This is a genomic window from Priestia sp. J2 (assembly GCF_020790095.1).
Classification (GTDB): domain Bacteria; phylum Bacillota; class Bacilli; order Bacillales; family Bacillaceae_H; genus Priestia; species Priestia zanthoxyli.
The window spans coordinates 1,080,754-1,098,508 of record NZ_CP086208.1; the positions used below are offsets into that span (position 1 = coordinate 1,080,754).

The following is a 17,755-nucleotide window of genomic DNA, read 5'->3' on the forward strand; positions in this document are numbered from 1 at the left end:
CAGTCTTAAAAAGATTCTTACTTGGCTGCAGACTTTCTCACTCGATACAGGATGAACAATAAAATAGCTCCTCCTAATGAATCAATCATCACATCTACGATTCGTCCGTCTCGTCCGATAATAAAAGCTTGGTGAACTTCATCTAAGAAAGCAAATGCTGCTAGACAAAGCCATGCTTTTACGTAGCGATAGCGCTGTTTCTTTAAATTCCAGTAAAAAAGCAGCCCCAGCATGCCGAAAAAAGAAAGGTGAGCAATTTTTCGAAGAATGAATTCTAAATTAAAGCCATATGTATAGGACGTATAAAATTCACTTCCAGGACGCAGAATGGACCAAAGCGTAGCAGTATGATCCCAAACGGAAGAATTTCTCCACGTAGAAGGATCGGTTACTAACAAATGAGGAGTGTGTGAGAACTTTGAGATAGATAAAAGTAAAAGAACTAATAAAACCCGTTTTAACATTATAATATAACTCTTTTCTCTACAAATTTTTCACTTAATGATAAAGAACAGAAAGGGAAATTGCAAGAATTTCAAAAGGAACCTTTTAGCATTATATCTAATTACCTACGATGAGTCGAGTCCTTTTGACTATACGATAATAAGAGAGGATGTTAAAAATAGTATAGTAATAGATATGATTGCGTTTTCAATTACTCTCCAGAAAATAATTTAATTTATTAGAATTTTTATAAGAAATAATTCGGTTGACTCAATAATTGTCATACTTTTACTGATAAAATAAACAGAAGGAATAATATACAATACAAAGATTTTTTTTCAAATATAACTAGTTTATTCAAATAATTTAATATATAATCACAATGTTAAAAATAGATAGTAAGCACTATTTCAGATACAAATAACGGCATAAAAAGCGCTTTTTTGATCCTTTTGACAACATTCGACAAAATAAGACGTTGAACCTATAGTATGCCTATGGTAGTATTTCATAAGCATGAAATAAATTTTATGGGTCTTTAGGTACAAGGAGGATACTGAGGAATGATTGATCTTCACTGTCATATACTGCCTGGTATTGATGACGGCGCACAAACAATGGAAGACAGCTTAGATATGGCAAGGCAAGCAGTTTCTGAAGGAATTCATACAATTGTCGCAACCCCTCATCACCAAAATGGTAGATACATAAATGAGAAAAATGAGATTTTACAACGAGTTGCTGTGTTAAACGAACAACTACTTCAAGAGAATATTCCTCTTACAATATTACCAGGTCAAGAGAGTCGGATATACGGAGAAATGATCGAAGACTATCGAAATGGTAAGATTCTCACCTTAAATTCTACTAATAAATATGTGTTTGTAGAATTTCCATCAAGCCAAGTTCCGCGGTTTACAGAACGTTTGCTATACGATGTGCAAGCAGAAGGGCTAACGCCGATTATTGTTCATCCCGAGCGAAATAGCCGCTTACTAGAAGATCCGGATATCTTATACAACCTCGTTAACAAAGGAGCTATGACACAAGTTACAGCATCCAGCTTAACAGGACGGTTTGGTAAAAAAGTTAAAAAGTTTTCCATGGACTTAATTGATGCAAACTTAACGCACATGATTGCATCTGATGCTCATAATATCTCAGGACGAAATTTTCACATGCAGGAAGCAAATGAACTTATTTCTGCTGAATATGGGATGGATATGCTGTATTTGTTTCAAGAAAATGCAGAAGCGATTGTCAATGGCAGTGCTTGTTTTAAAGATACACCGGAGAAGGTGAAGAAGAAAAAGTTTTTAGGGATTTTTTAACTTCTAGTAGGATAGTTTCTGACAACTTACTTCGTTTTTTAGTTAAACTAGTTTACCATTCAATACTAGTTATAAAATGGTGATATCTCCTAACCACTATCAAAGGAGATACTCGACTGTACTGTGGGTGTAAAACACCTTAGACACATGTTGTTGTCAGGAGTATGGTGTGAGGGGGGGTTAGATGCCCAATATTTAATTGTGTAAATACTTATGGAAAATCTGTAAAATTACAGCGTTTCCATAAGTATTTACATCTCGTACATACCTAAAATACACAAACGAGATGCTAAAAATAGAGAATGAGGGATGATGAATGATGAAAAAAGTAAGAAAAGCAATTATTCCAGCTGCAGGGCTAGGAACACGCTTCCTACCAGCAACAAAAGCAATGCCAAAAGAAATGCTTCCGATTGTCGATAAGCCGACGATCCAATATATTGTTGAAGAAGCCATCGAGTCAGGGATTGAAGATATTATTATCGTAACGGGAAAAGGAAAACGAGCAATCGAAGATCACTTTGACTTTGCACCTGAATTAGAAAATAACTTAGTTTCAAAAGAGAAGTTCGATATTTTGGAAAAAGTACGACAATCATCGAACGTGGACATTCACTATATTCGTCAAAAAGAACCAAAAGGATTAGGTCATGCTGTATGGTGCGCACGTAAATTTATTGGAGATGAGCCATTTGCTGTATTGTTGGGTGATGATATTGTCCAAGCTGAAACGCCTTGTCTTCGTCAGCTGATGAATGAATATGAACAAACACTATCTTCTGTAATCGGCGTTCAGACGGTACCTGATAACCAAACACATCGCTACGGAATTGTTGATCCGATTTCAAACGACGGTCGCCGTCATCAAGTGAACACATTTGTGGAAAAGCCAGCACCAGGTACGGCACCTTCCAATTTAGCTATTATGGGACGCTACGTGTTCACTCCTGAAATCTTTAAGTTTTTAGAAGAACAAGAAGTAGGTGCTGGTGGTGAAATTCAGCTGACGGATGCAATTCAAAGGTTAAATGAAATTCAACGTGTATTTGCTTATGATTTTGAAGGTCGCCGTTATGATGTAGGAGAAAAATTAGGATTTATTGAAACTACGATTGAATTTGCACTGCAACATGAGGATTTACGGGAAGATATTATTAATATAATGGCGGAGCTAGTGGAACGTCAGACAGTAAAAATAAAAATGTAGAGAGAGGTAAATGAATGAGAAACATAGCAGAGCAAAGTATCCCGTGTATACAACCTGCAATTGAAAAAGAGCTTTCTTCTCAACATCAATATGAAAAGTGGAAACGATTTTTTGACTTTTGTGGTGCCCTAATTGGTATTGCTTGCCTTAGCTGGTTATTCATCATTGTTGCAATCTTGATTAAGTTAGAAGATCCAAAAGGGAGGGTCTTCTTTTCTCAAACCAGAATTGGGCGAAATGGAGCTGAATTTAAAATGTATAAATTTCGCTCGATGGTTCATGATGCAGAAGCAAAGTTGGAGGCACTATTAAAGTACAATGAGGTTAGCGGAGCAATGTTTAAAATGAAAGAAGACCCTCGTATTACAAAGATAGGTAAATTTATAAGGAAAACATCTATTGATGAATTACCTCAACTATTTAATGTTTTAAAAGGTGATATGAGTTTAGTAGGGCCCCGTCCACCACTTAAAAGGGAAGTAGAGTTATACACTCCTTATCAAATGCAAAGGTTATTAATACTACCTGGTTGTACTGGTCTATGGCAATGTACAGATAGGAACTCTGTGGGTTTTGAAGAGATGGTTGAATTAGATTTAAAGTATATAGTTAATAGATCATTAAAAATGGACTTATGGATTATAGGAATGACAATAAAAGTTATTTTTAGCAATAGTAATGCCTATTAAAAATTTCGGAAATAAAAAAGTAATAAATATAAAGGATGTATCGCTAGTGAAAAAGGCAAATGAAATTCATGTAGTATATGCAAGTGATAATAATTTTGCTGATGTAATGGGAATTTCAATAATATCTTTATATGAAAACAACGTTAATATGGATCAAATTCACCTATACATATTAGAAAGTGAAATAAGCGAAGATAACAAACAGAAAGTAGAGAATATTGCTGCGAATTACGGCCGAGTAAGACCCTTGTGGATAAAAACTCCTGATATAAATAGTGTAATGGGCTTAGAAGTTAAATTAGATAGAGGGTCTTCAAGTCAGTTTTCTAGATTGTTTATTTCCAGTGTTTTACCTGAAAATGTTAAAAAGGTTTTATATTTAGACTGTGATATTATAATTAACAGACCACTTGATTCGCTTTGGAATATAGATTTAGAAAATAAAACAGCAGCGGCTTTGCTGGATTCATTTGGATCGTTATATCGAAAAAACTTAGGTTTGCAAAAAAATGATATATTGATCAACTCAGGCGTTATGCTTATTGACTTAGATAAATGGAAAGGTAAGGAAATTGAGAAAAAATTATTAGCATTTATAAAGAGATATGATGGACTAATACCTCAAGGTGATCAAGGAGCTCTTGGAGCTATATTGTCAAATGAAATTCAAATTATGGACCCAAAGTATAATGTTATTACGCTGTTTTATGATTTTAATTATAAAGAGATGCTAGTTTATCGAAAGCCCCCATATTACTATAGTGAAGAAAAGATAATTAATGCATTAAGAGAACCCTATCTTATTCATTTTACTTCGAGTTTTGCTTCGAGAAGACCGTGGATTGAGGGGAGCACACATCCAGAAAAAGAAAAATGGGATAAGTATAAAAAGTTGAGCCCCTGGTACAATGAAACAGTTAAAAGTTATAATTCCAGTAAGATAAAAGCGTTGTATCTTAAACTATTTAATAATTTACCAAGATATTTTTCAATAAGACTGTCAGGTATCATTCAGGCATATGGAAGACCTATCTATGAAAAAATCAAGTATCGTATATAGTAGGAGAGGCGAAATAAATGTTATTCCTCAAGTTAATCTATCATATAAATGCTGCAATAAAAAAAGTTTTCTTAAAGGGGATCTATTCAAAGCAATTTGTATTTGGTGAAAAATTTACCTTTAGAAAATCATTTGAAATTATGATTGGTAAAGATGGAAAGGTTGAAATAGGAGATAATTGTTTTTTTAACAACTATTGCTCAATCTTTTCAAATAAAAAAATAAAAATAGGAAACGGTACTATTTTTGGCGAAAATGTAAAAATTTATGATCATAATCATCGTTTTAAGGATCAAAATGTTCTTATAAAAAATCAGGGATATTCAAATGGTGAAATTTTTATAGGAGATAATTGTTGGATTGGTAGCAATGTTACAATTTTAAAAGGAGCTAAGATAGGAAATAATTGTGTTATAGGTGCAGGCTGCATCATAAAAGGAGAAGTTCCTAATTGTACTATAGTGGTTGTAAATCAAGAATTATCAAAAACTGAAATTATTAATAAAAGTTAAATCTTTAATTGAGGGATAATAATGAAAAAAAAAGTATTGATTGTAAGTCATTCCTATTTTATGTTGTTGAGTGCAATTCAACTAAAGTTGACTGTACTAAAGGATTCAGATGTCGATATTATTATTACCGATTACTCTAACAATTCTAATGTCATATGTAGGAATTTAAGTGAAACAAACATTTTTCATAAAGTAATTCATTCACCAGTCAAGCATGTATATAAAGGTGGAAATTTAGCGAAAAAAGTCTTTAAAACACTGCGAATTTTCGAAAATGAACAAACTGTTAAAAAAAGATTTTCGTTGGACACACTTGATTATGATGAATTATTTATATCTACCATTGATATAATTGCCAATCAACTATTTAAAGCTATTAAGAAGAATAATAATAAGTTAGTCTGTAATAGGTATGAAGAAGGTTATAGTACATATACAATTCAGAATGACTATAAGATTTTGGAGAAGATTACAAGTCTAATTTCAGTAATAGATAAAAAATTTGCTATTGTAGATAGTATACAAAACCTTTATCTGTTTGATCCGGAGTTATATGTACAAAAAAATAATTATAAGTTAAAAAAAATACCAAGTTTATCCAGGTGTGATTTAGAATTAAAAAAAGTAATTAATAGTACATTCGGTTATGATGATACTAAAAATGATTTCAACTCAAAGTACATTATTTTTGAAGAAAGCTTTGTAGTTGAAAAAGAGCCAATTCCTGATTATGACATTTTTAAAGAAATCATTGAAATATTAGGTAAAGAGAACGTTACATTAAAGCTTCACCCAAGAAATCCTCAAGACAGATTTAGTAAGCACGGATATAAAGTAAGCACCGTCAAAGACGTCCCTTGGGAAATTATCCAATTTAATAATGATTTTAGAGATAAAGTTTTAATTACTATCTCATCAGGAAGTACAATTAACAGTAAATCGTTCTTCGAAGAGCCTATAAGAACTATAGCTTTGTTCAAATGTATTAAACCTACACCAAGGCTAATTACGCCTGACTTTCTAGTGTATATTGATAGAATGCAACAAAAATATGGAAAGGGTGAACTAGCAATTCCAGAATCAAAAGAACAATTATATGAAGAACTTGTTTAAAGCTTTACAATTGTATTTAGGAGTCATAGACATGAATTTTCAAATTAAAATAAAGTACCTTTATGTTCTAAGTGGTTTAATAATGGCATTACTATTGTTGTTAATTCCTGGTACTAATACTCTAGTAGTAAATAGTATTCTTACAGTTTGTATGTTATTTTGTATATTTGATGCTTTCTTTAAAAAAATGTATCTTTTTTTTCTCTTTGAAGTTTTAACTACTGAATTATTGGCTGTAATGCTCATAAGGAGTTTAGTATTGCATTTGAGTGAAGATTCATGGAGAGTTACTTATAATATTGACGACGTTAGTAATATCAGCTTAAGGTATATAGCAATGTCTCTTGCCATTATAGGAATAGTTCAGATACTCGGAATGATAATGCCCAACAAAAATAAAGCTACTTTTAGCTTCAGTCACTCTCAAAATCTTAAAATTAATAATTTTAATCCCATATTATTATTTTTTAATGGATTTGCAGTGTTGTTTTTAGCTTACTTTATTTTAAAAGCCCAAGTATTCTCTACTAGAAACTATGCAGAAACTATTGACACAACCTTTTTGCCGATTTTTATTATGATGATTTCAGTATATCTTTTTTTGTTCAAAGATTTATTGAAAAACATAAAAAGAAATAATTTAATTTCGTTAACTACTTGGATAGTTTCAGGATGTTATATATTAGTATTTTTAATAATGGCATTTAAGGGATATAGATTTTTATTAGTGCAGATAGGTACTTTATCTTTTTTTATGTATGTACTTAATAAAAGAAGAGTCTCTATAAAATCAGTTTGCAAACTTGGAATTATAGGGTTAGTATTCTATGTGGTTTTAATATTAATAAAAACTCAATATTTAGATGGTCAGAACAGTAATAGTTTATTATTTGGGCATGAGAGAAATATTTTCTTCTCGTTAAATGCCGTAATCGATAATTCCTTTAGTGCAGAAACAAATACTTATTTATCTACCCTTTTGAATTTGCTTCCAAAAGTCATAACTGGAAATGAACACTTAAATGTTAGTGGAATCATAATGCAATATATTAATCCTACAGCTTATTATCAAACAGGTGTAACTGTTGGAGCTTTTTATTTAACGGAAGCATATATTTCTTTTGGTAAGGTAGGGATTTTCATTGTTTCGTTAGTAATATCAATTATACTTTTGATTTTGGAAAGAATGAAAACTAAAAATATTAGTCCTATGTATGTATATATTTATATATTTATAGGAGCACAAATGTTCAATATTGTGTATTATGGATCTCTGAATTATACTAAGCAAATCATTTATTTTATTATAATGTTGTTATTACTAAGAATGGGGAGAGTAATTCTCTTTGAACAAAAAAATAAAGTGCACGATCAGGTGTTGAAAAATGGTCAATAAAAAAAATTTCCTGAAGAACTTCTCCTATACATTTTCATCAAATATTATAACATTTCTATTAAATGCAATAATATTGTTGTTATTACCTAAAATACTTAATACATCTGACTTTGGTTACTTTCAGTATTATATGGTAGTAGTAGGATTTACTATTTATATGCACTTTGGTTGGATTGATGGAATCTATTTAAGGTATAGTGGTAATAGTTATGAGGAAATTGATAAATCTATCTTTTCAGGTCAATTTAAGGCGTTAATGGTTTTTGGAGTTATTCAGTTTATAATTTTATTAGGTATTCTGCTTTTACTACCTATAGAAGTTAATAAGAAATATGCAATATTTATAGCTATTATTGCAATAATGTTTATGATTCCAAAAATATTCACTTATGTTTTAATGCAAGTAACCAGTAGATTTAAGGAATACTCTATAATTTTAATTATAGAAAAATTGGTATTTTCTCTGCTATTAGTAGCTTTCATATTAGCTGGTGTAAGGTCCTACTCAGTTTTTATTTTAGCCGATTTGATTGGTAGGGCAACTTCAGCAGCTTATGGCATATATGTATGTCGAGATTTATTGAAAACCAAAGCAGCTTCTTTAAAAGAAAATTTTAATGAATTTTATAAAAATTTTAAGAGCGGAATTTTTATAATGATAGCTAATATATCAAGTATATTAGTTGTGAGTGTAGTTCAATTTATAATTGAACATAATTGGAGCATTGAGACCTTTGGAAAAGTTTCTCTTGCTTTGAATATTTCAAAGGCGGTTTTAATTGTAATCAGCGCAATAGGAATAATAGTATTTCCAATGTTGAAAAAAGTAGCTGCAGAATACCAACCATCAATTTTTAAGAATGTTAGAACGGTATTATTACCAATTTTATTTATAATGATGCTAGGATATTTTCCAGCAACCATATTAGTTAATTATTGGCTACCTAACTACAAGTCCAGTATAGCATTTTTGATGATTTTATTTCCTTTTTTTGTATTTGAAAGTAAAACAGCTTTATTGCTTAATACTTATTTTAAACTGCTACGATACGAAAAGAAACTAGCACTAATTAATACTATATCTGTTGTATTAAGTTTAATGCTATCTGTCATGACAGCGTATGTATTTAATAGCCTATATGGAACTGTAATGGTAATTTTATTGGCTGTAGGTTTAAGATCATTAATGCTTGAATTGTTTATAATAAAAAAATTAAAGGTGAAAAAAAATTATACTATTTTTTTAGAAATATTATTAGTAGTTTTATTCATTGTTGTGAATATGTTTTTAAGTTTTTCTATCAGCTTTATAATATATTCCATTTCTTTAGCGCTATATGTATATGTATTTAAAAATAATATTTACCAAGCATTAAAACATGTTAGATAGGAGAAATATCATGAAAACTGTAGCTTTTGTACCAATTAAACTTAATAGCCAGAGGTTACCACATAAGAATATATTACCTTTCGGAGATAAGCCATTATGCTGGCATGTCATAAATGAGTTAATAAATGTAAAACAAATTGATGAAGTTTACGTTTATTGTAGTGACGAAAAAATTATTAACTATATACCTAAGGAAGCTAAATTTTTAAAACGAAATCCTAACTTAGACGGAGACTTAGTAAAAGGCTTTGATATTTATAAATCGTTTATTGATACAGTTGATGCAGATATTTATGTGTTAGCTCATACTACATCACCATTTTTAAAATCAAGTACTATCAGTTCTGCACTATTAAAAATGATTGAGAGCAACTATGATTCAGCTTTCTCTGCAAAGAAAGTTCAAACTTTTGCCTGGTTCGACAATAAGCCTATTAATTATGACTTAAATGATATACCTAGAACACAAGATATTGAGCCTATCTATGTAGAAACAAGCGGATTTTTTATGTTTAAACAGGATGTTTTTACTAAGCATCAGAGGAGAATTGGATTTAATCCTTATATACAGGAAATAGATGAATATGAAGCAGTAGATATTGATACAAAAGAAGATTATGAATTTGCACTTAAATTGATTAAAACACTAAATGAAAATGGGAGAGAACAACATGTTTAAATTAATTGCAGGACCTTGTGTTATTGAAAATGAAAATTTAGTAATGGAAGTAGCTAAGGAATTGAAAGAAATTACTTCCGACTTAGGAATTGAATTTTACTTCAAGTCTTCATTTGATAAGGCTAATCGTACATCTATTCATTCTTACAGAGGTCCAGGCCTTGAAGAAGGACTAAGAATATTACAAAAAGTAAAAGATACTTATGACGTCAAATTAGTTACTGATATTCATGAACCTTATCAAGCAGAACCAGTTGGAGAAGTGGTTGACATTTTACAAATACCCGCGTTTTTATGTAGACAAACTGATTTATTAGTAGCTGCTGCAAAGACAGGGAAAATTGTAAATGTGAAAAAAGCACAATTTTTAGCACCATGGGATATGAAAAACGTTGTGAATAAATTACAAGAAAGTGGTTCTGAAAATATCATGTTATGTGAGAGAGGAACTACATTTGGATATAATAACTTAGTAGTAGATTTTTCAGGACTACTTGAACTTAAAAAGTTTGGTTATCCAGTAATTTTTGATGCAACTCACAGTGTCCAAAAGCCAGGAGGAAAGGGAGATTCTACTGGAGGAAATAGAGCCTATGTGGAGTATCTAGCGAAAGCTGCCTTGGCAGTTGGTGTTGATGGAGTATTTATGGAAGTACACCCTGATCCAGATAATGCAAAATCAGATGGTCCAAATATGGTTAAATTAAGTGAAGTGCGGACAGTACTTGAAAAACTAATAAAAATTTATAATGCAGCCAATTAAAAATAAAAAGCCACTATGTGGGCTTTTTATTTTTTATCGAAGATTATTTAAATAATCCAAATAGGTGATCAAATGCAAACTAAACAGGAAGATAAAACGTATTTATTAGATATAAAAAAAGTTCTAAAAGAAGAAGCTGAAGCTATTATTGAATTTAGCGACAACATTTCTAATGAATTTATTGATATTATCGATTTATTATTAAATTGTAAGGGGAGAGTTATAATAACGGGTGTTGGTAAATCTGGAATTATAGGTAGAAAAATGGTTGCTACTTTTGCAAGCACTGGAACACCTTCTTTATTTTTGCATCCGACAGAAGGCCTGCACGGAGATCTAGGTATGGTAACGAAATCAGATGTAATAATTGCACTATCTAATAGCGGTGAATCTGATGAAGTTTTAAGTATTTTGCCATCCATAAATATTATAGGAGCTAGGTTGATTTCAATTGTAGGAAATAGTAATTCTACTCTTGCTTTAAAATCAGATTATACCATCTCTTTCGGGAAAATCAGAGAAGCATGTCCTTTAGGTTTAGCTCCTACTACAAGTACTACGTTAACATTAGCAATTGGAGATGCTCTTGCTATTTCGTTATTAAAAGCTAGAGACTTTAAACCAGAAAATTTTGCGGTTTTTCATCCAGGAGGCTCTTTAGGCAAAAAGTTGTTACTTACAGTTAATGATATTTTAGAAATTGAACAAAAAAATCCAAAAGCTTATATACATGAAGATGTAAAAGATATTATATTTAAAATGACAGATACGGGTTTGGGAGCTATTTCGGTAGTAAATAACTCTAATAAGTTAATTGGTATATTAACTGATGGAGATCTAAGGCGTGCTTTATCAAGAGGAGAAAATATACTGAATTTAAAAGTTGAAAATTTGTATAATCCTTCACCTATAAAAATAAGTTCTAATCAACTGGCTATTAAAGCTTTAAAGCTTATGGAGGGCAATAACATTAATGTATTACCAGTGGTTGATGAAGTTAATAATGTGTTGGGGATTCTTAATATTCAAAGTCTTACAAAGGTGGGATTAAACTTAAATGGTTGATATTAAATTAATCATTCTTGACGTAGATGGAGTTTTAACAGATGGCAGCCTATTAATTGGATCTGACGGAACTGAATATAAACAATTCAATGTAAAAGATGGAATGGGTATAGGCTTAGCACAGTTTTTTGGAATTGAAGTTGCTATCATGACAGGTAGATTCTCTAATGCAGTGTCATTAAGAGCTAACGAATTAAATATTACTCACGTCTATCAGTCTATAAAAGATAAAGAAAGTGAATTAAATAAACTCGCTTATAAATTAGGAATATCTTTAAAAGAGGTGTGTTTTATCGGAGACGATATTAATGATATTCCAGTGATAAAGAAAGTTGGCTTCTCATTTGCACCAAATGATGCTGTAGAGTTTGTAAAAAAACACGTTAACCAAGTCACTAAGGCTCGTGGAGGAAGAGGGGCTGTTAGAGAAGCGATTGAATTCATATTATCTGAACAGAACAATTATGATAAGTTTATTATGGATTACTTAGATACCAAGAAAAAAATAATTCAATAATAATTTTATAACTAATAAGTATATTAATTTTCGAGATGTTAGTCATTAAGTCTGTAGAAAAAAATTAGTATCTATTTTTTGTAAAAACATCCTATAAATAAGAAAAAAATATAGATAAATATATCCATGTCTATTATAATGTAGTCTGTATTGTTTTGATTCTATTAAGTATTCGGAGGTCATCATGGAAGAAAGCATTAGTTTGAAAGAGTTGTTTCAGACGCTGAAAAAACGCCTATGGTTGATTGCGTTAATTACAATTATTGCTGCTATTATTAGTGCAGTCATTAGTTTTTTTATTATTACGCCTATTTACGAGTCAAAAACTCAAATTCTTGTTAATCAAACAAAGTCTGATCAGCAGTTGTATACGGGTAATGAAGTACAAACGAACATTCAATTAATAAATACCTATAATGTTATTATTAAAAGCCCAGCCATTTTAGATAAAGTGAAAGAGGAGCTAAACTTAGATCGTAGTGTAGATGCTCTTAATAGTCAAATTACGGTTAGTAGTGCAACAAATTCTCAAGTAGTTGAAATAATTGTACAAGATCCATCTTCACAAGTAGCTACTCAAATTGCTAATAAAACAGCTGAAGTGTTTCAAACACAGGTTTCCAAGATTATGAAAGTTGATAACGTAAGTATTCTTTCAAAAGCAGAAGTAAAAGATAATGTTTCACCAGTTAAACCCCAGCCGCTTTTTAATATTGTGATTGGGATTGTGGTGGGATTGATAGTTGGAGTGGGACTAGCCTTCTTACTAGAGTACTTAGATAATACGATTAAAACCGAGCAAGATATTGAAACTATTCTTGACCTTCCGGTAATAGGTGCTATTACAATTATCAAAGAAGTACCTAAAGCAACAAACGTAGCTGCAAGACCACCACTAAATACTCGTGCTCCGCAAAGAGGTGAAACGTATGGCTCGTAAACGAAAAGACCAGAAAAATGATAAATTACTGACGTTAAAACGTCGTTTACTGGCTCATAATAGTCCTAAAGACCCTGTAGCTGAGCAGTACCGTACGATCCGTACCAATGTTCAGTTTTCAGATACAGAACAAGACATTAAGTCTATTATGTTAACGTCAACAGGTCCCGGAGAAGGGAAGTCAACAACAGCCTCGAATTTGGCAACCGTTTACGCTCAGCAGGGGCTTCGAGTGTTGTTAATCGATGCAGATCTACGTAAGCCGACTTCTCATTATACATTCCGTTTAGAAAACCACGTTGGCTTAACGAATGTATTAACAAAACAGTCTACGCTTGGACAAGCTGTTCAAGCAACAGAAGTACCAGAGTTGTTTTTGCTTACAAGCGGTCCTATTCCTCCTAATCCGGCAGAACTGCTTGCATCAAATAATATGACGGAACTTTTGAAAGAAATGAAAGAAGAGTTCGATATGATTATATTTGATACGCCTCCTGTTTTGGCAGTAGCAGATGCACAGATTTTAGCGAATCAAGTGGACGGCTCAATTCTTGTGGTTAGCAGTGGTAAAACCGATAAAGAAGCTGCAGTAAGAGCAAAAGAGCTCTTGCTGAAAGCTAATGCGAAAGTATTGGGTGCCGTGTTGAACAATCGTAAAATGGAAGAAGGCAGTGATTACTACTATTATTATGGTGTTTAATTGTATGTCCGCTTGAAAGAACCCCTCCAGCTTCGGCTGGAGGGGTTCTTTTTAGTTTAAGTTTAGATTTTCTTTTAATACATTGGAAACTTTTGTTCGTTCTGCCTCTGGTACGTTGTAGTAATAAACACCGTTCATTTTTCCGCCTGTACCATCCATTTGAATATGCTCAACATTGTTGCGTGCTTCTTTGTAGTTCGATTGAATTTCTTTCATATCGTCAAACGTTAAGTTTGTTTTAACGTTGTCGCCAATTGCATCTAGGATAGTTCCGTAATTCGTAAGAGACTTGATGCTTGCGCCCTCATTGATAACTGCTTGAATAATTTGCTGCTGGCGAGATTGACGGCCAAAGTCACCGCGTGGATCATCGTAGCGCATACGCGAATAACTTAGAGCTTTTTCACCGTTTAACTCGAGTTTCCCTTTTTCAAAGTGATGTCCTTCATAGGTGAAATCTAATGTGTTATTTACGGTAACACCGCCAACTGCATCTACAATGTCTTTAAAGCTTTCCATGTTTACTTGTATGTAGTAGTCAATCGGTATATTCAAAAAGTTTTCTACTGTTTTAATGGACATGTCAACTCCGCCAAATGCGTAGGCATGATTGATTTTGTCTTCTTTTCCTTTGCCGATAATTTCAGTACGCGTATCACGAGGAATACTCAACATTTTGACCGCTTGTTTATCAGGATTTACTGTTAGGAGCATAAGTGAGTCTGAACGTCCGCGGTCAGCTCCTCGTTGATCTACTCCTAGAAGCAAAATTGAAATAGGATCACGTTTTGCTAGACTTACTTTTTCAGAGCGTTTATCTGATTTATCACGGCTTAGTGGTTCATGCGTACGATTAAAGGTATTGGCTACTGAGCTGTATACGGAATATCCGTAAATCCCCACGCCTAAAATAAGAAGAAGTATAATACCTAAAGCAATTTTAAATCCTTTTTTCTTTTTTGACTTGCGCTTTTTTTTCCTGCGATTTACTTCATGTTCTGTTTCCATTTTTATCTTCCTTTTCGATTTTTTAGATGTAGTGGTCGTGTCCTTCATCATGTGACAAAATACACAACTATTCTTCTATCTTACCAAAAAAAATGGCATTTTTAATCATTTTTTATAAAAAAACAGTAAAAAATATATTATAATGGAAAGACAAGTAAAAGAATAAGGGAGTTAATTTATGAAAATATTTGTGAACATCTGTGCGGCCGTTGTGCTTATCGTTACTATAGTCGCGGGTAAAATGTATTGGGACCATCAGACATCTGCAGAAGCTTCTAGTACAAGCACATTAAGTAACAGCGTTAGTAAAGTGTCTAGTAAGAATTGGGAAGACTACGCAGAGAATCTTCCAGGATCCGTGAAAGAGAAGTTAAAAAAAGCAGAGGCGTCAGGAAAGCCGATGAAGCTATTAATTGTAGGCTCACAATCAACGTCTACTGACTCAAAGGCTTGGCCTGAAATGTTAAAACAAACACTAAACCATACATACGGTTCGCTTGTAGAAACGAGCGTACTAGAATACAAAGACGAAACAACGCTTGACTTTGTCCGCAATCAAGATTATAAAGACATTATAAAAGAAAAGCCTGATGTGCTGTTGTTTGAGCCTTTTTTATTAAATGACAATGGTGTTGTCGGTATTACAAATACACTGGATAACTTGAATGTGATTATGTCTCATATAACAGCTGCTGATAAAGATCTTGTAACGATTTTACAACCATCTCAGCCAATTTATAATGCTACAAATTATCCAAAAGAAGCAGAGGCCCTAGTTGAGTATGCGAAAGTGAATGGCTATGAGTATGTAAACCATTGGAGTGCATGGCCTGATTATAAATCAGAGAAAGTACTAGATTATGTAGTAGAGAAGCAGCGTGTTCCAACTGCTGAAGGTAATAAAGCGTGGAGCAGCTACTTAGAAAAATATTTTACAGCATCTTAAACCTGTCTTTTGACAGGTTTTTTATATAAAAGGCTAGGATGCGACTTTAAAAAACAGAGTGGAAACCATATGACTGATGTTCAGGAGAAATAAGCAAGAAATTCACTTGAATTTTATGTTGTTAGAGGTACGAAAAGCATTGTGACAAACTTTTATATACTAAAAAATCCCTTTTACTAACATATAACATAGTGAATACGGGGAATTTGTAAATTATACGTAAAAAGGTAAGCAGCCACCTTTTAAAAGATTGAAAATTCCTAAAAATAGTATTAAGATTAGATATACTTATCGTTATTAAAGGGGGCATGTGCTGTGATAGATTTATATACAAATATTTTGCCGAATGTAGGCAAAGGGCCGCGCAATACAAATGATTTTCTAGCAATGGCTAAGTCACTAGTGAATCAAGGTATAACCGCTGTCGTGGCAGCTCCTCTGTATGATACTGAAGGTGCTGATGCCGTAAGTATTTCTACGCATATAGACGCAGCTAATGAAAGCCTTCAGCATTCCTTTATTCCTCTTACCATTTTGCCGGGACATATGGCAATCATTCACCAGCATCTTGTTCAAGCATATGAACAAAATGTCGTTATGACTATTAATCAAACCACGAAGTACATGCTTTTACAGCTTTCAAATGAACATACGGTTAGCTCTACGGAACAACTTCTTTATCAGCTTCAGCTAAAAGGCGTGGTTCCAATCATTAGTGAACCAGAAAGACACTCTTTATTTTTAGACAACCCTTCCCGTTTGTATGAACTCGTTAGAAAAGGAGCGATTGTTCAGTTGTCTGCCGGCAGCTTAACGGGTCAAAATGGTCGTAAAGAGAAAAAAGCCGCTTTTTCCTTTATAAACGGTGGACTCGCTCATGTCGTTGCATCAGGGGTATGCGTTGATACGTACGAACGTTATGCATTGCCCAAAGCGCACGAGATCTTGTCTAAACAGTTTGGTATACAAATCCTTTACAAGTTCATGGAAAATGCGGATTATATCCTAGAAGGTAAGGCTATTTTTAAAGAACAGCCAGAGCGGATAAAAAAAGGAAGAATACTAGGCATATTTTAATTTGTATAAGCCTGTTCGTAATGAATAGGCTTTTTGTTATGGTTCCAAAGGTTGTTATTCTGGTAAAAGAAGTATGCTAAAATAATGAACGGTATAGAAGACTTTCCAGATAATAATCGCAGAGATATAAGGAGAAGATTTTGTGATTGACATATATACTCATATGCTACCTAGAGCAGAAGGTAGAAAACAACAATTTGTAGAAGCGGCTAGACATTTAGTGAATCAAGGTGTAAAAGCAGTAGCAACGACGTTAGATAAAGAGACAAATACGGCTCTTTATCTCTATGTAAAAGAAGCAAACCAAACGTTAAAAGATAACCACATTCCTCTTACAATTGTAGAAGGAACGGAAGTGTTAGCGACTCGCGAATTTGCAGCATCTTACCATGAGCAACAAGCTGTTCCCACTTCACAGGAGAAGTACATGATACTAACCATCCCGACCCAAGAAGAACCGTCCTACCTTAAAAACCTGTTATACGACATTCAGTTAAAAGAAATTGTTCCGATTATTAGCGAACCTGAATGCCATCCATACTTTTTAGAGCATAAAAATGGATTATATAAATTCGTAAAAAAAGGTGCTATTGTACAATTATCATCAGATAGTATTGTTGGAAGAAACGGCAAAGCAGCCAAAAAAGCCGCGATGCAGTTTATCGAACATAATCTTGCTCACGTGATTGCCTCTGGTGCAAGTTTGGACAACTACAAGCAGCATTCATTGCGTGAGGCTTATGATGTAATTGTAAAAGAAAAAGGAGCTGAGACGGCTCAGCTACTAATGCAAAATGCTGAAGCTGCATTTAATGGTCAACGCATTCAAATTTTGCCCCCTGTACGCACTAAAAAAACAAAATTTCTAGGAATCTTTTAACTTTTCCCTTTGTACCCTGATTAACTTCTGTTTAATCA

Annotated in this window: 19 protein-coding genes; 17 read left to right on the plus strand and 2 right to left on the minus strand. The window is 32.8% G+C overall.

Annotated features, from left to right (window positions below):
- Window positions 1-17 precede the first annotated feature (17 nt).
- Complete coding sequence (locus LJY09_RS05530) at window positions 18-464, minus strand: VanZ family protein (protein WP_225049583.1); 447 nt, start codon at window positions 462-464, stop codon at window positions 18-20.
- A gap of 543 nt (window positions 465-1,007) precedes the next feature.
- Between LJY09_RS05530 and LJY09_RS05535 the strand changes: the two genes are divergently transcribed.
- The 14 genes from LJY09_RS05535 (at window position 1,008) to LJY09_RS05600 (ending at window position 13,806) form a co-directional block, all read left to right on the plus strand.
- A complete protein-coding gene (locus tag LJY09_RS05535) occupies window positions 1,008-1,775 on the plus strand; it encodes a tyrosine-protein phosphatase (RefSeq protein ID WP_228307553.1) in 768 nt (255 codons plus the stop codon).
- Window positions 1,776-2,094: 319 nt separating this feature from the next.
- Window positions 2,095-2,982: a UTP--glucose-1-phosphate uridylyltransferase GalU gene (gene galU, locus LJY09_RS05540; RefSeq protein ID WP_228307554.1), complete on the plus strand. Its 888-nt coding sequence runs from the start codon at window positions 2,095-2,097 to the stop codon at window positions 2,980-2,982.
- 14 nt (window positions 2,983-2,996) lie between these two features.
- A complete protein-coding gene (locus LJY09_RS05545) occupies window positions 2,997-3,671 on the plus strand; it encodes a sugar transferase (RefSeq protein WP_177563418.1) in 675 nt (224 codons plus the stop codon).
- 46 nt (window positions 3,672-3,717) lie between these two features.
- Window positions 3,718-4,731, plus strand: coding sequence for a glycosyltransferase family 8 protein (locus LJY09_RS05550; RefSeq protein ID WP_228307555.1), 1,014 nt, complete (start codon window positions 3,718-3,720; stop codon window positions 4,729-4,731).
- Window positions 4,732-4,748: 17 nt separating this feature from the next.
- Window positions 4,749-5,243: an acyltransferase gene (locus LJY09_RS05555; RefSeq protein WP_228307556.1), complete on the plus strand. Its 495-nt coding sequence runs from the start codon at window positions 4,749-4,751 to the stop codon at window positions 5,241-5,243.
- 21 nt (window positions 5,244-5,264) lie between these two features.
- The gene (locus LJY09_RS05560; protein WP_228307557.1) at window positions 5,265-6,356 is read left to right on the plus strand and encodes an alpha-2,8-polysialyltransferase family protein; all 1,092 of its coding nucleotides are present in this window, start codon (window positions 5,265-5,267) and stop codon (window positions 6,354-6,356) included.
- 31 nt (window positions 6,357-6,387) lie between these two features.
- Window positions 6,388-7,752, plus strand: coding sequence for an O-antigen polymerase (locus LJY09_RS05565; protein WP_228307558.1), 1,365 nt, complete (start codon window positions 6,388-6,390; stop codon window positions 7,750-7,752).
- A complete protein-coding gene (locus LJY09_RS05570) occupies window positions 7,742-9,142 on the plus strand; it encodes an oligosaccharide flippase family protein (protein ID WP_228307559.1) in 1,401 nt (466 codons plus the stop codon). Before LJY09_RS05565 ends, LJY09_RS05570 begins: the two co-directional genes overlap by 11 nt.
- A gap of 10 nt (window positions 9,143-9,152) precedes the next feature.
- On the plus strand, window positions 9,153-9,821 hold the full coding sequence (locus tag LJY09_RS05575; RefSeq protein ID WP_177563429.1) for an acylneuraminate cytidylyltransferase family protein: 669 nt from the start codon (window positions 9,153-9,155) through the stop codon (window positions 9,819-9,821).
- Window positions 9,793-10,584 (plus strand): 3-deoxy-8-phosphooctulonate synthase, encoded by a 792-nt coding sequence (gene kdsA, locus LJY09_RS05580; RefSeq protein WP_228307560.1) that lies wholly within the window; start codon window positions 9,793-9,795, stop codon window positions 10,582-10,584. Before LJY09_RS05575 ends, kdsA begins: the two co-directional genes overlap by 29 nt.
- A gap of 72 nt (window positions 10,585-10,656) precedes the next feature.
- Window positions 10,657-11,649: a KpsF/GutQ family sugar-phosphate isomerase gene (locus LJY09_RS05585; RefSeq protein ID WP_228307561.1), complete on the plus strand. Its 993-nt coding sequence runs from the start codon at window positions 10,657-10,659 to the stop codon at window positions 11,647-11,649.
- A complete protein-coding gene (locus LJY09_RS05590) occupies window positions 11,642-12,166 on the plus strand; it encodes a KdsC family phosphatase (RefSeq protein WP_228307562.1) in 525 nt (174 codons plus the stop codon). Before LJY09_RS05585 ends, LJY09_RS05590 begins: the two co-directional genes overlap by 8 nt.
- Before the next feature lie 184 nt (window positions 12,167-12,350).
- The gene (locus tag LJY09_RS05595) at window positions 12,351-13,106 is read left to right on the plus strand and encodes a YveK family protein (RefSeq protein ID WP_228307563.1); all 756 of its coding nucleotides are present in this window, start codon (window positions 12,351-12,353) and stop codon (window positions 13,104-13,106) included.
- Complete coding sequence (locus LJY09_RS05600; protein WP_228307564.1) at window positions 13,096-13,806, plus strand: CpsD/CapB family tyrosine-protein kinase; 711 nt, start codon at window positions 13,096-13,098, stop codon at window positions 13,804-13,806. The genes LJY09_RS05595 and LJY09_RS05600 overlap by 11 nt, the downstream gene beginning before the upstream one ends.
- 51 nt (window positions 13,807-13,857) lie before the next feature.
- On the opposite strand, the gene LJY09_RS05605 is transcribed toward LJY09_RS05600, so the two are convergent.
- A complete protein-coding gene (locus LJY09_RS05605) occupies window positions 13,858-14,814 on the minus strand; it encodes a polyisoprenyl-teichoic acid--peptidoglycan teichoic acid transferase TagU (protein ID WP_228307565.1) in 957 nt (318 codons plus the stop codon).
- Between the two features lie 178 nt (window positions 14,815-14,992).
- Between LJY09_RS05605 and LJY09_RS05610 the strand changes: the two genes are divergently transcribed.
- From LJY09_RS05610 to LJY09_RS05620, 3 genes are all read left to right on the plus strand, one after another.
- Entirely contained in the window at window positions 14,993-15,760 is a 768-nt protein-coding gene (locus tag LJY09_RS05610) for an SGNH/GDSL hydrolase family protein (RefSeq protein ID WP_228307566.1), read from the plus strand.
- Between the two features lie 315 nt (window positions 15,761-16,075).
- Window positions 16,076-16,837, plus strand: a complete 762-nt coding sequence (locus LJY09_RS05615) for a tyrosine-protein phosphatase (RefSeq protein ID WP_228307567.1) — start codon at window positions 16,076-16,078, stop codon at window positions 16,835-16,837.
- A 142-nt stretch (window positions 16,838-16,979) separates the two neighbouring features.
- The gene (locus LJY09_RS05620; protein ID WP_228307568.1) at window positions 16,980-17,717 is read left to right on the plus strand and encodes a CpsB/CapC family capsule biosynthesis tyrosine phosphatase; all 738 of its coding nucleotides are present in this window, start codon (window positions 16,980-16,982) and stop codon (window positions 17,715-17,717) included.
- The last annotated feature ends 38 nt before the right edge of the window (window positions 17,718-17,755 follow it).

Bases quoted from the DNA above. Each gene is read 5' to 3' on its own strand.
- LJY09_RS05560 (WP_228307557.1), top strand. From the start codon at position 5,265: ATGAAAAAAAAAGTATTGATTGTAAGTCATTCCTATTTTATGTTGTTG.
- LJY09_RS05545 (WP_177563418.1), top strand. From the start codon at position 2,997: ATGAGAAACATAGCAGAGCAAAGTATCCCGTGTATACAACCTGCAATT.
- LJY09_RS05605 (WP_228307565.1), bottom strand. From the start codon at position 14,814: ATGGAAACAGAACATGAAGTAAATCGCAGGAAAAAAAAGCGCAAGTCA.
- LJY09_RS05570 (WP_228307559.1), top strand. From the start codon at position 7,742: ATGGTCAATAAAAAAAATTTCCTGAAGAACTTCTCCTATACATTTTCA.
- LJY09_RS05565 (WP_228307558.1), top strand. From the start codon at position 6,388: ATGAATTTTCAAATTAAAATAAAGTACCTTTATGTTCTAAGTGGTTTA.
- galU (WP_228307554.1), top strand. From the start codon at position 2,095: ATGAAAAAAGTAAGAAAAGCAATTATTCCAGCTGCAGGGCTAGGAACA.
- LJY09_RS05590 (WP_228307562.1), top strand. From the start codon at position 11,642: ATGGTTGATATTAAATTAATCATTCTTGACGTAGATGGAGTTTTAACA.
- LJY09_RS05575 (WP_177563429.1), top strand. From the start codon at position 9,153: ATGAAAACTGTAGCTTTTGTACCAATTAAACTTAATAGCCAGAGGTTA.
- LJY09_RS05585 (WP_228307561.1), top strand. From the start codon at position 10,657: ATGCAAACTAAACAGGAAGATAAAACGTATTTATTAGATATAAAAAAA.
- LJY09_RS05535 (WP_228307553.1), top strand. From the start codon at position 1,008: ATGATTGATCTTCACTGTCATATACTGCCTGGTATTGATGACGGCGCA.
- LJY09_RS05610 (WP_228307566.1), top strand. From the start codon at position 14,993: ATGAAAATATTTGTGAACATCTGTGCGGCCGTTGTGCTTATCGTTACT.
- LJY09_RS05555 (WP_228307556.1), top strand. From the start codon at position 4,749: ATGTTATTCCTCAAGTTAATCTATCATATAAATGCTGCAATAAAAAAA.
- kdsA (WP_228307560.1), top strand. From the start codon at position 9,793: ATGAAAATGGGAGAGAACAACATGTTTAAATTAATTGCAGGACCTTGT.
- LJY09_RS05595 (WP_228307563.1), top strand. From the start codon at position 12,351: ATGGAAGAAAGCATTAGTTTGAAAGAGTTGTTTCAGACGCTGAAAAAA.
- LJY09_RS05600 (WP_228307564.1), top strand. From the start codon at position 13,096: ATGGCTCGTAAACGAAAAGACCAGAAAAATGATAAATTACTGACGTTA.
- LJY09_RS05530 (WP_225049583.1), bottom strand. From the start codon at position 464: ATGTTAAAACGGGTTTTATTAGTTCTTTTACTTTTATCTATCTCAAAG.